Genomic DNA, 12,092 nt, shown 5'->3' with positions numbered 1-12,092 from the left:
CCGCTGCCGCGTCCGAGACGAGACCAGGAGCCCGCGATGAGCCCCGACACCGATCGCCCGTCCACCGTCGCCGACCTGCTGCTGGACCGGCTGGCCGGGCTCGGCCTGGACCGGCTGTTCGGCGTCCCGGGCGACTACAGCCTGCGGATGCTGGACCACGTGGTCGCGCACCCGAGGATCACCTGGACCGGCGGCACCAACGAGCTCAATGCCGGCTACGCCGCCGATGGCTATGCCCGGATGCGCGGGATCGGTGCCGTGTGCACCACTTTCGGAGTCGGGGAGCTGAGCGCGATGAACGCGATCGCCGGCGCCTACGCCGAGTACGTCCCGGTGCTGCACGTGGTCGGCGCGCCGGCCACCGTCGCCCAGGACGAGCACCGCCGGGTGCACCACACCCTGGGCGACGGGCTCTTCCGGCACTTCGCCGACATGTACGGCGAGATCACCTGTGCCGGTGCGGTCCTCACCGCGGAGAACGCCGTCACCGAGATCGACCGGGTGCTCGGAACGATGATGGCGACGTCCCGGCCGGGGTACCTGCTGATCGCCGCCGACGTGGCCGAGGCACCTGTGGCGGCCGATGTCCCGGCACCGCCGCGCGCCGTCGCCACCTCCGATGCCGGGTCCCTCGCCGCCTTCACCGCCTCGGCCGCGCGGCTGTTCGAAGGCATCCGTGCCACCGACGAGATGTGCGTGCTGGCCGGACTTCTGGTGCACCGACTCGGCGGCACCGGCGCACTGCAGGACCTGCTCGGTACCGACGTGCCGCACGCCTCCACGCTGTGGAGCAAGAGCGTGGTCGACGAGAGCGCCGGGTCCTTCCTCGGGACCTACGTCGGTGCCGCCGGTCCGTCCGCGGATGTCCGGGACCGGGTGGAGCAGGCCGGCGTGCTGGTGGTCGCCGGGGTGCAGTTCACCGACCTGAACACCGGGCTGTTCTCGTTCCACCTGCGCCGGGCAGCCACGATCGAACTCGAGGCGGACCGGGCCCGGGTCGGTGAGGAGGTCTTCGACGGCGTCGTGCTCACCGACGCACTGCGGGCGATCACCCCGCTGGTCCGCGGGCTCACCCGGGGGATCGACAGCCCGCCCCCAGCCTCGGCACCGACGGCGGACGGCGATGCGTGGGGTCAGACCGCCCTCGCCCCAGGCGCCGCGCTCCTGATGACGGAACCGGCCGCGGCAGGCGGGGCCTGGGGCCAGACCGCGCTGTGGAACGGGATCTCGGATGCCCTGCGACCCGACGACATCGTCGCGGCCGACCAGGGCACCTCGTTCTACGGGATGGGCACCCACCGGCTGCCCTCCGGCGTCACCTTCCTCGGGCAGCCGCTCTGGGCGTCCATCGGCTGGTCGCTGCCGGCGCTGCTCGGCGCCTGCCTGGCGTCGCCCGGCCGGCGCGGCGTGCTGCTGATCGGCGACGGCGCGGCCCAGATGACCGCCCAGGAGCTCACCACCTTCGCCCGCACGGGCGTGGCCCCGGTGGTCGTGGTGGTCGACAACGACGGCTACACCGTCGAACGCGCCATCCACGGGCCGACCGAGCCGTACAACGACATCGCCCGCTGGGACTGGACCGCGGCGCCGCAGTTCCTCGGGCTGACCGGCTGGGCCGCGCACCGGGTCACCTCGGCGGACGGCCTGGCCGAGGCCCTCGCCGAGCACGACCGGACCGGGGCCGGGACGGTGCTGCAGGCGGTGGTCCCCGCCGACGACGTCCCGGAGCTGCTGGCCACCCTGACCCGGATGCTGGGCGCCCCGGTCCGGCCCTGAATCCCGGGGTCAGGCGCTGAGAACGCCCGCTGATGCGGCACTCCCGCCGACCCCGGAGGCCGCGGCGATCAGCCGGGATGCCTTCAGTTCGGTCTCCCGCCACTCGGCGTCCGGGTCCGACGGGTAGGTGATCCCGGCCCCGGTGCCGAAGTGCACCCGGCGGCCGTCGTCGGTGGAGAAGAAGGTGCGGATCCCGACCGCCAGCTCGGCGGTCCCGCGATCGCCGTCCACCCAGCCGATCGCACCGCAGTACGGTCCGCGCGGGACCCGCTCCAGTTCCCGGATGATCTGCAGTGCGGTGTGTTTCGGTGCCCCGCTGACCGATCCCGGGGGGAAGGTGGCAGCGAGCAGGTCGTCCCAGCCGGTGCCGCGGCGCAGCTCCGCCTGCACGTCGGAGACCAGATGCTGCAGTCCCGGGTGGTCCTCCCGGCGGAGCAGCGAGGTGACCCGCACCCCGCCCGGCCGGGCCACCCGGCCGAGGTCGTTGCGGACCAGGTCGGTGATCATGATGTTCTCCGGGAAGTCCTTGGCGGAGAAAGGCTCTCCCGGCGCCGCCGTGCCCTTGACCGGGCCGCTGAGCACCGTGTCTCCGGTCCGCCGCAGGAAGAGCTCGGGGGACGCGGTGACCACCCAGTCGGTCCCGGTGTGCAGGAAGCCCTGATACGGAGCGGGGTTCTCCTCGCCCAGCCGGTGGGCCAGGGCCAGCGGGTCGGCACCGGCCGGCAGCTCGGCGGTCAGCAGCCGGCAGAGGTTCACCTGGTAGACGGTGCCGGCGGCGATGTGCTCGCGGATCCGCAGCACCCCGTCGACGTAGTCCTGCCGGCTCATCGACGAGGTCCAGCGTCCCGGCCTGACCCACGGCACCCGGGCCGGCGGCAGCGCGGCGGGTCGGACGTCGGCGAACCGGTACCCGGTGATCGCCCCCTCGAAGGTCGCGACGACCGCCCACCAGCCACGCTGCAGGGCCTCCGGGCGCGCGGTCAGGTCGGCGACCTCCACCAGCCCGGTGGCGAGCCGGCCGGCGAAGTGCGCCGCCGCTCGCTGTGCCGCCGGACCCTTCACAGCGCCCGAGGGTAGCGACCCCGCGGTCAGGCGCCCAGTTCGTGCTCCAGCCCGCCGAAGAGGTCGTGGATCCGGATGGCGATCATCACGCCGAGCAGCGAGTCCAGCCGGTCCGGGTCGACCGCGGACAGCTCCTTGATCCGGGCCAGCCGGTACCGGACGGTGTTCTCGTGCACCCCCAGGGCGACCGCGGTGGCCCGCACCTGGCCCTGCGCCCGGACGAAGGCGAACAGGGTGCGGACCAGGCCGCCGTTGCCCGCCGCATCGTGCTCGAGCAGCGGCCGGACCAGCTCGCGGGTGTGCGCCAGCATCGCCGACGGGCCGTCCCGGTGGCCGAGCAACCGGAGCAGCTCCAGTTCACGGGCCGAGTAGAAGCGGGCCTCGGCCCCGTCCGCCCGGCGCAGCAGCTCGTCGATCTCCCGCAGCTTGTCGGCGGCGGTGTGCAGCGCGCCGAGGGAGCGGTAGGGCTCGGAGGTCACCGCGTAGGAGGCGCTGAACTCCCGCTGCAGGGTGCCGAACAGCTCCTGCAGGCCGGCGTGCAGCACCCCGTCCACGTGGCCGGACTCGGCGGCCGGTACCTCGAGGATGAACAGGTCGGCACCCGGTACCCGGGCGAAGGCCAGCGACCGGTAGCCCTCCGGCAGCCCGTCGGTGATGGCGGCGGACACCCGCCGGCGCCGCCGCTCCCCGGTCAGCGCCTCGTCGCCGCCGACGGTGGCGTACTGCATGCGCACCACCAGGTGCCGGCAGCCGAGGTCGAAGTCGAACGACTCGGCCCGGGCGTCCAGCGACTCCAGGTCGGCCCGGCCGTACAGCAGGTCGGCGACGAACTCCTCCCGCTGCCGGCGCCGCAGCTCGGTGTTGCGCTGCATGTTCAGCAGCTTCAGCGCCACCGCCATCGCGGCCTGCTCCAGCGCCTTCGCGTCGATCTCGGTGAACGCGCCGCCGAGCTCGGCCAGCTCCAGGTAGCCGACGCAACGGCCGTCGGTGACCAACCGGGCCAGCAGCCGCCGGCAGCGGATCTCCGGGTGCGCGCGCAGCATGATGCTGGCCGCACCGCCCTCCAGCTCGGCGAGGGCGGACTGCGCCCACGGCCGGCTCCACACGGAACGGGACAGCGCCGGGCTGCGCTCCAGGCCGAGCGACTCCGGCGAGGCCCAGGAGATCGGCTCCTTCTCGGGCGAGTAGAGCACCACCGGCTTGCCCAGCAGGTCGACGATCAGCCCGAGGATCGCGCCGAGCGGCTCGCCGTCCATGACGGCGCGGGTGACCCGGGTGTGCACCTCGGCGGTGCGGCCGAGCATCCGGCGCTGCCGGTCGATGACGCTCGCCCGCTCGCCGAGCTGCCGGTGCAGCCAGCACTGCCGGACGGCCAGTGCGCTGAGCCCGGCGAAGGCCTGGGCCAGCTTGATCTCGCGATCCGAGTAGGCGTGCCGGCCGTTCTCCGTGTCGACGTAGATGATGCCGATGACCTCGGAGTCGACGACCAGCGGCACGCCGAGCATGTCGCGGACGCCCCAGGCGCGCATGGTCCGCTGGATGGTGCGCGGGTCGTGCACCGCGTCCTGCACGGCGACCGGCGAGTTGGTCGCCACGATCTCCGCGGTGAACAGGTCGTGCTCCACCCCGGCGACCAGCTTGCTGATCTTGGCGTCGATGTTGCCGCGGGTCCGCGAGTAGCCGACCTGGCCCTGGAACCGGCCGTCCTCCCGGCGCAGGTACACCGAGCAACGGGTGACCCCCAACAGCTCGCACAGCCGTTGGCCGACCAGCCGGAGCACCGCGTCCAGCGGCACCGATTCGCTGGCGGCGAGCAGGGACACCTCTTCGAACGCCTGGATGACCTGCCCGTACAGATCCGTCGAGTCCTCGGGCCGGGCATCGAAGTACTGCGCGATCGTCACGTGGTTCGCCTCCTTGCGAAACGGAACCCGATCAATGTGCACCAGGTCACGTCCTGACTCCAAGACCTCTTCGCGAAGTTCTTAGTGAACGTACGCTCAGCCGGCGCGGAAATCACCCTTTCGGCGGAGTTCGGTGCAGCGGGTCCCGCGACCGCCCCCCGGTGACCGCCGGCGGCGCGGGTCCGTTGGAAGTTCTGACAACCACTACCGGACGCCGGGGTTCGCGGTCCGCCGCGGTGCCCCACGCTGCTAGGACACGACGAGGGAGGACCTGGGCATGTGGAGTTTCGCCACGGATCCGGAGTTCCAGCTGGAGCTGGACTGGATCGACGACTTCGTCCGGACGCGGGTGCAGCCGCTCGACGAGATCCTCGGCAGCCAGTGGAACATCCACGACCCCGAGTTCGTCCGCCTGGTCCGCCCGCTGCAGGCGGAGGTCAAGGCCCGCGGGCTGTGGGCCTGCCACCTCGGACCGGAACTCGGCGGCCCGGGGTACGGCCAGCTCAAGCTGGCCCTGATGAACGAGAAGTTCGGCATGTCCCGCTTCGGGCCGATCGTGTTCGGGGCGCAGGCGCCGGACACCGGCAACGCCGAGATCCTGGCTCGGTTCGGCACCGACGAGCAGAAGCGCACGTACCTGGAACCGTTGCTGGCCAACGACATCGTCTCCTGCTTCTCGATGACCGAGCCGCAGGGCGGCGCCGACCCGCTGATGATGCGCACGCTCGCGGTGCGGGACGGTGACGACTGGGTGATCAACGGCGAGAAGTGGTTCGCCTCCGAGGCGGAGACCGCGGCGTTCTTCATCTTCATGGTGGTCACCGACCCGGACGCGGAGTCACCGCACCGGCGGATGTCGATGTTCGTGGTGCCCACCGGCACCCCGGGCATCGAGGTCGTCCGCAACTACGGCTTCTACGGCGAGAAGGACGACACCCACGCACATCTGCGGCTCACCGACGTGCGGGTCCCGGACTCGGCCATGCTCGGCGGACCCGGTGACGGCTTCCTGGTCGCGCAGTCCCGGCTCGGCGGCGGCCGGATGCACCACGCCATGCGCACGCTCGCCCAGGCCACCCGGGCCTTCGAGATGATGTGCGAGCGGGTGGTGTCCCGGTCCACCAAGGGCGAGCTGCTGGCGAACAAGCAGATGGTGCAGGAGAAGATCGCCGACAGCTGGGTGGAACTGCGCCAGTTCCGGCTGCTGGTGCTGGAGACGGCCTGGCTCGCCGACCAGGGTCATGACTGGAAAGCGCTGCGGGCCAATGTGTCCGCGGTGAAGTCGATCATGCCGAAGATCCTGCACGACATCTCGGCGCGGGCCCTGCACCTGCACGGCTCGCTCGGCCTGAGTCACGAGCTGCCGCTGGCGGCGTGGCTGGTCAACTCCTTCCACGTGGGGCTGGCCGACGGGCCGACCGAGGTGCACAAGGTCGTGGTCGCCAAGGAGGTGCTGCGGACCGTCGCCCCGGCCGCCGGCATGTTCCCGGACTACGTCCGCTCCACCCGGCTCGAGCATGCCCGGGAGCTCTATCCCGAGGCGGCACCCACCGCGGAGCCGTCGCCGGAGCCGGCCGCGGTATGACCACCGACGCGCCGGCGCGCGACCTGGCCGGTCGCTGCGCGGTGGTCACCGGGGGCAGCCGCGGCATCGGCCGTGCCGTCGTCCTGGCGCTGGCCGCCCGGGGCTGCGACGTGGTGATCGCCAGCCGGAAGGAGTCCGCCTGCGCGGATCTCGCGGCCGAGGTGACGTCGGAGCACGGGGTGCGGGCGCTGCCGGTGGGCATGAACGTGAGCAGCTGGGACGACTGCGACCGGCTCGCCGCGACCGCGCTGGAGACCTTCGGCGACGTCGACATCCTGGTCAACAACGCCGGTCTCTCCCCGCTCTACGACGACCTGACCTCGGTCACCGCGGACCTGTTCGACAAGGTCATCAACGTGAACCTGCGCGGCCCGTTCCGGCTGACCGCCCTGCTGGGTGGTGCGATGGCCGCCGGCCGCGGCGGCAGCATCGTCAACATCGGCTCCTCGGCCGCGGTGCGGCCGGTCCCGGCGGCGCTGCCCTACTCCGCCGCCAAGGCCGGACTGCACGTGCTCACCGAGGGTTTCGCCCAGGCACTGGCACCGAAGGTGCGGGTGAACACCGTGCACCCCGGCCCGATCCTGTCCGACATCGCCACGCACTGGCGGGAGGGCGAGCAGGAGCGGCTCGCCGCGTCGGTGGCACTCGGCCGGTGCGGCACGGTCGAGGAGGTGGTCGGCGCGGTCGTGTACTTCGCCACCGACGTCTCCGGCTACACCACCGGGGCGGTCCTGCGGGTCGACGGCGGCCTGCCCTGATCACGCACACGCCGCCGCCGCGGACCCGCTCGGTGACGGCCCCGCTGGGCTATCGTGGGCGCGGCCCGACGCCGGAGGAACGGGGGTGTGACCGATGAGCTCGCGACCTGCGCCGGGGCGCACCCGCAAGGCCCGGGTCGATCCGACGACGGCGGGCCCCGCGCTGCCGGTGACACCGCTCCCCGTGGCCGCACCGGCGGTCGACTGGCGATCGGTGCCGCCGACCGCGCTGTCCCCGATCCTCACCGAGGCCCTCGCCGCGTTCCGCGAGAACGGTTACCACGGAACGTCCGTCAGGGACATCGCGCGCCGGGTCGGGGTCACCGTGCCGGCCCTGTACTACCACCACGCCAACAAGGAAGCGATCCTCATCGGCCTGCTGGACCCGGCCATCACCGCGCTGTACGAGCGCTGCCGGCTGGCGCTGGCCGATGCCGGCGACGACCCGGTCCTGGGCCTGAGCAACCTGGCCGAGTGCCTGATGCTGCACGTCACGCACAACACCCACCTGGCCCACCTGGACAACGAGATCCGCAGCCTGTCGCCGTTCGAGCGGGAGTCCTACGTCGAGAAGCGGCGCCGGATCGAGCTGCTCATCCGCGGCACCATCGAGAACGGCGTCCGCAGCAGTGTTCTCGTGGCCGAGTCACCGAAACAGACCGCCCGCGCCCTGCTCGGCATGTTCCAGTCCGTCGCCGTGTGGTTCCGCGCGGGCGGCGAGCGGTCGGCGACCACCGTCACCGCCGACTACGTGGTGACCGCCCTGCGCTCGGTGAACGCCCCGGAGCGGGCACTGCAGCCGTTCCTCGGGTAGGGGTGTTCAGCGCCGGCTGTAGACCGGCGGCCGCTTCTCCAGGAACGCGGTCACCGCCTCGGTGCGGTCCTCGGTCATCGCGGTGTACACCTGCTGCCGGTTCTCGAACTCGACGGACGCCCGGAACGACGGCGTCTCCAGCGCGATCCACATGCCCTGCTTGGTCATCTCGACCGAGAGCGGCGGGTTCTGCAGGATCTCGGCGGCGACGGCCAGTGCGGTGTCCTGCAGGTCCGCGCCCGGCACCAGCCGGGTCACCAGACCGATCCGCTCGGCTCGCTCCGCGTCGATCCGCCGGCCCGTCAGCATCAGCTCGTGGGCGTGACCGGCACCGATCACCCGGGGCAGCAGCCAGGACAGCCCGATGTCACACCCGCTGAAGCCCGCCCGGATGAAGCCGACCGCGAAAGCCGCTTCGGTGGCGGCGATCCGGACGTCCGCGGCGAGCACCATGGCCAGCCCGCCACCGGCGGCCGGGCCGTTGACCGCGGCGATCACCGGCTGCGGCAGCTCGTGCAGCCGCACCGCGATCTCGGCGATCTCCCGCTGCCGGCTCATCGTCCGCCCGGGGAACCCCTGCCGCTGCACCTCGTCGTCGTCGCCGTAGCCGCGCAGGTCCAGACCGGCGCAGAAGCCCCGGCCGGCGCCGGTGAGGACCACCACCCGGCAGGTGGTGTCTACGGCGATCTCGGCCAGCACCCGCAGCAGGGTGCGGGTCATCGAATGGTCGAGGGCGTTGAGCACCTCCGGCCGGTGCAGGGTGATCCTGGTGACCCCCGGGGCGGGGGTGTCCACGACGACCGCGTTGTCCGTGGGGGTCATCCGGGCTCCGTCCGACAGGCCCGATGCGGGCAGCGGTACTGAGCGATCGCTCAGTGCGTCTGGTCCTGCAGCCTAGGTCCGGCCGCCGGGTCCCGCTCCCGCCGTCTGTCGACTTCCACAGACCGGGCCCGACGGGCGGACCCGGCCGGGACGCCCGACCCTGGTCGGATGGCGGGGAGTTCCAGGACGAGCGTGCAGGAGGGTGCAGGGTGACCGGACCGTTGGACGGCGTCGTGGTGGTGGAGTTCGGCGGCGAGGGCCCGGGTCCGCACGCCGCGATGCAACTCGCCGATCTCGGCGCCACGGTGACCCGGATCGACCGACCGGGTCCGGCCGGGTTCCCTGACTCCCCGGATCATCTGCTGCGCGGCCGGCACCGGATCCTCACCGCGGACCTGAAGGATCCGGCCGATCTGGCCTCCGTGCGCGAGCTGCTGGCGGGCGCCGACGTGCTGATCGACGTCTTCCGGCCGGGTGTGCTGGAACGGCTGGGACTGGGTCCGGACGACCTGCACCCCCGGTTGGTCTACGCCCGGATGACCGGCTGGGGGCAGACCGGGCCGTGGGCGAAGGTGGCCGGCCACGACATCAACTTCCTCTCGGTCACCGGTGCGCTGCACGCCATCGGCACCGCGGAGGCACCGGTGCCGCCGCTGAACCTGCTCGGCGACTACGGCGGCGGGTCGGCGTACCTGGTCGGCGGCGTGCTCGCGGCCCTCTACCGGCGGGAACGCACCGGGGTCGGCGGGGTGGTCGACGTGGCGATCCTGGACGGCGTGCTGAACCTGATGCAGATCATCTGGCAGGCCCGGGCCGCCGGTACCTGGTCCGACGAACGGGCGGACAACCTGCTCGACGGCGGCGCCCCGTTCTACCGCTGCTACGAGTGCGCGGACGGGCGGCACGTCGCGCTCGGCTCCCTCGAACCGCGCTTCTTCGCCCTCGCCGCCGCGGGGCTCGGCCTCGATCCGGTGTGGGTGGAGCGGCAGTACGACCGGAGGTACTGGCCGGAGCTGGCCCGCCGGATCGCCGGCGCCTTCGCCGGCCGCACCCGCGACGAGTGGGCCGCGCACTTCGCCGGCACCGACGCCTGCGTCACCCCGGTGCTGGCGCCGTCGGAGGCCGCCGGCCATCCGCAGGTGGCGGCCCGCGAGTTGCTGGTCCCGGTGCCGGGTGGTCGTGACGGTGCCGTGGCGGCCGCTCCCGCGCCACGGATGTCCCTGCGCGACTGACCCGGCCACCCGCGGCCCACCCTGTTGTTTCCCACCCTGTTGTTTCCCACCCTGTCGTTTCCCACGAATGCCAGGACCGCCGGCGCACCGCCGGGCTTCCGCCGGGGCCGATACTGCGACCGGAGAGAGCTGCGTCCGCAGCGTGATCGACGAGGAGCCTGCATGACCGACGAACCCGCCGTCCTGTACCACCGCGACGGCACGGTCGGCGTGATCACGCTGAACCGGCCCAAGGCCATGAACTCCGCGAACGCGGCGCTGTCCGACCTGGTCGGCGAGTACCTGGAGCAGATCGCCGCCGACCCGGAGGTCCGGGTCGGAGTGATCACCGGAACCGGGCGGGCGTTCTGCGCGGGCATGGACCTCAAGGCCTTCGCGGCCGGCGAGGACGTCGCCGGCAAGCACCCCGAGTGGGGTTTTGCCGGGGCGGCCCAGCACTGGATCGACAAGCCGCTGATCGCCGCGGTCAACGGGTTCGCCTTCGGTGGCGGCGCCGAACTGATGCTGGCGTGCGACCTGGCGGTGATCAGCTCGACCGCGTCGATCGCGGTGCCCGAGGTCAAGCGCGGCCTGTTCGCCGCCGGCGGCGGTGCCGTGCGGCTGGCCCGGCTGCTGCCCCGCCGGCTGGCCGCCGAGCTGCTGCTCACCGGCCGCCCGCTGACCGCACCGGAGGCGCTGGCCGCCGGACTGGTGAACCGGATGGTGGAGCCGGACGAGCTGATGCCGGCCACCCTGGAGCTGGCCCGGGAGATCGGCGCCAACGCGCCCCTGGCACTGCAGGTCACCAAGCAGGTCATGTACCGCAGCCTGGCCGCCGGTGACGACTGGACCGACGAGGCCTGGGCCGAGAACGCCGCGGCCTTCGCGAAGATCGCCGTCAGCGCGGACGCCGCCGAGGGCGCCACCGCCTTCGCCGAGAAGCGCGACCCGGTCTGGACCGGCAAGTGACCGAGGTCCGCGATGCGGTGATCGTCGACGTCGTCCGCACCCCGTCCGGGCGCGGCAAGCCGGGCGGCGCACTGTCGGCGGTGCACCCGGTGGACCTGCTGGCCGGGGTGCTGCGCGCGCTGGTCGACCGGACCGGGATCGACCCGGCCCTGGTCGAGGACGTCATCACCGGCTGCGTGTCGCAGGCCGGGCAGCAGGGCCTGAACATCGGCCGGAACGCCCTGCTGTCCGCTGGTTTCCCGGAGTCGGTGCCGGCCACCACCATCGACCGGCAGTGCGGCTCCTCGCAGCAGGCGATGCACTTCGCGGCGCAGGCGATCATGTCCGGCACCCAGGACGTGGTGATCGCCGGCGGTGTGGAGATGATGTCCCGAGTGCCCATGGGATCGGCGATCGCCGGCAGCGACCCGTGGGGTCCCGGCGTTGCCGCCCGCTACCCGGAAGGGCTGATCGCGCAGGGACACTCGGCCGAGCTGATCGCCGCCCGGGCGAAGTTCACCCGGGCCGAACTGGACGAGTACGCCGCCCGGTCGCACCGGCTGGCGGCGGCCGCGGCGGCCGCCGGGGACTTCGCCGGTGAGATCGTCCCGGTGACCCTGCCGGACGGCGCCGTCGTGGACACCGACCAGACGGTCCGGGCCGGCACCACCCCGGAGTCCCTGGCCGGGCTGAAGCCGTCCTTCGCCGACCCGGCGATCGCCGCCCGGTTCCCGGAGGTCGACTTCTCCATCACCGCAGGCAATTCCTCCCCGCTCACCGACGGCGCCTCCGCCGCGCTGATCATGGCCGCGGACACCGCTCAGCGGCTCGGACTGCGGCCGCGGGCCCGGTTCCACGCGCTGTCCGTCGTCGGCGACGACCCGCTGCTCATGCTCACCGGCGTGCTGCCGGCCACCCGCGCGGTGCTCGCCCGGTCCGGGCTGACCATCGGCGAGATCGACGCCTACGAGGTCAACGAGGCCTTCGCTCCGGTGCCGATGCTCTGGCAGCGCGAGTTCGCCGCCGATCCGGACCGGCTCAACCCGCGCGGCGGCGCGATCGCCCTCGGCCACCCGATGGGCGCGTCCGGGGTGCGGATCATGGCGACCATGCTCGGGTTCCTGGAGGCCACCGGCGGCCGGTACGGCCTGCAGACCATGTGCGAGGGCGGCGGTCTCGCGAACGCCACCATCGTCGAACGACTCTGAACCC

10 protein-coding genes are annotated in these 12,092 nt (G+C 72.8%); 7 read left to right on the top strand and 3 right to left on the bottom strand.

The window, feature by feature from the left end; all coding sequences use genetic code 11:
- Positions 1-36: 36 nt before the first annotated feature.
- A complete protein-coding gene (locus GIS00_RS18820; protein ID WP_154769986.1) occupies positions 37-1,776 on the top strand; it encodes an alpha-keto acid decarboxylase family protein in 1,740 nt (579 codons plus the stop codon).
- Between the two features lie 9 nt (positions 1,777-1,785).
- On the opposite strand, the gene GIS00_RS18815 is transcribed toward GIS00_RS18820, so the two are convergent.
- Positions 1,786-2,838: a chorismate-binding protein gene (locus GIS00_RS18815; protein ID WP_322098127.1), complete on the bottom strand. Its 1,053-nt coding sequence runs from the start codon at positions 2,836-2,838 to the stop codon at positions 1,786-1,788.
- 26 nt (positions 2,839-2,864) lie between these two features.
- Entirely contained in the window at positions 2,865-4,742 is a 1,878-nt protein-coding gene (locus GIS00_RS18810) for a helix-turn-helix domain-containing protein (protein ID WP_196073357.1), read from the bottom strand.
- A 277-nt stretch (positions 4,743-5,019) separates the two neighbouring features.
- Between GIS00_RS18810 and GIS00_RS18805 the strand changes: the two genes are divergently transcribed.
- From GIS00_RS18805 to GIS00_RS18795, 3 genes are all read left to right on the top strand, one after another.
- A complete protein-coding gene (locus GIS00_RS18805; RefSeq protein WP_154769983.1) occupies positions 5,020-6,327 on the top strand; it encodes an acyl-CoA dehydrogenase family protein in 1,308 nt (435 codons plus the stop codon).
- Positions 6,324-7,085: an SDR family NAD(P)-dependent oxidoreductase gene (locus GIS00_RS18800; protein WP_154769982.1), complete on the top strand. Its 762-nt coding sequence runs from the start codon at positions 6,324-6,326 to the stop codon at positions 7,083-7,085. Before GIS00_RS18805 ends, GIS00_RS18800 begins: the two co-directional genes overlap by 4 nt.
- A 94-nt stretch (positions 7,086-7,179) precedes the next feature.
- Positions 7,180-7,899: a TetR/AcrR family transcriptional regulator gene (locus tag GIS00_RS18795; protein ID WP_154769981.1), complete on the top strand. Its 720-nt coding sequence runs from the start codon at positions 7,180-7,182 to the stop codon at positions 7,897-7,899.
- A gap of 6 nt (positions 7,900-7,905) precedes the next feature.
- Here the strand turns inward: GIS00_RS18795 and GIS00_RS18790 are convergent, their stop codons facing one another.
- Entirely contained in the window at positions 7,906-8,721 is an 816-nt protein-coding gene (locus tag GIS00_RS18790) for an enoyl-CoA hydratase/isomerase family protein (RefSeq protein WP_154769980.1), read from the bottom strand.
- A 209-nt stretch (positions 8,722-8,930) separates the two neighbouring features.
- On the opposite strand from GIS00_RS18790, the gene GIS00_RS18785 reads away from it, so the two are divergent.
- The 3 genes from GIS00_RS18785 (at position 8,931) to GIS00_RS18775 (ending at position 12,088) form a co-directional block, all read left to right on the top strand.
- The gene (locus tag GIS00_RS18785; RefSeq protein WP_322098126.1) at positions 8,931-9,953 is read left to right on the top strand and encodes a CaiB/BaiF CoA transferase family protein; all 1,023 of its coding nucleotides are present in this window, start codon (positions 8,931-8,933) and stop codon (positions 9,951-9,953) included.
- Positions 9,954-10,115: 162 nt separating this feature from the next.
- Positions 10,116-10,901, top strand: a complete 786-nt coding sequence (locus GIS00_RS18780) for a crotonase/enoyl-CoA hydratase family protein (protein WP_154769978.1) — start codon at positions 10,116-10,118, stop codon at positions 10,899-10,901.
- Positions 10,898-12,088, top strand: coding sequence for a thiolase family protein (locus GIS00_RS18775; protein ID WP_322098124.1), 1,191 nt, complete (start codon positions 10,898-10,900; stop codon positions 12,086-12,088). Before GIS00_RS18780 ends, GIS00_RS18775 begins: the two co-directional genes overlap by 4 nt.
- The last annotated feature ends 4 nt before the right edge of the window (positions 12,089-12,092 follow it).

Source organism: Nakamurella alba (assembly GCF_009707545.1).
Taxonomy (GTDB): domain Bacteria; phylum Actinomycetota; class Actinomycetes; order Mycobacteriales; family Nakamurellaceae; genus Nakamurella; species Nakamurella alba.
The sequence above is the reverse complement of the archived record's forward strand: the minus strand, read 5'-3'. Positions and strand labels throughout refer to the sequence as shown.

Bases quoted from the DNA above. Each gene is read 5' to 3' on its own strand.
- GIS00_RS18820 (WP_154769986.1), top strand. From the start codon at position 37: ATGAGCCCCGACACCGATCGCCCGTCCACCGTCGCCGACCTGCTGCTG.
- GIS00_RS18805 (WP_154769983.1), top strand. From the start codon at position 5,020: ATGTGGAGTTTCGCCACGGATCCGGAGTTCCAGCTGGAGCTGGACTGG.
- GIS00_RS18800 (WP_154769982.1), top strand. From the start codon at position 6,324: ATGACCACCGACGCGCCGGCGCGCGACCTGGCCGGTCGCTGCGCGGTG.
- GIS00_RS18795 (WP_154769981.1), top strand. From the start codon at position 7,180: ATGAGCTCGCGACCTGCGCCGGGGCGCACCCGCAAGGCCCGGGTCGAT.
- GIS00_RS18790 (WP_154769980.1), bottom strand. From the start codon at position 8,721: ATGACCCCCACGGACAACGCGGTCGTCGTGGACACCCCCGCCCCGGGG.
- GIS00_RS18780 (WP_154769978.1), top strand. From the start codon at position 10,116: ATGACCGACGAACCCGCCGTCCTGTACCACCGCGACGGCACGGTCGGC.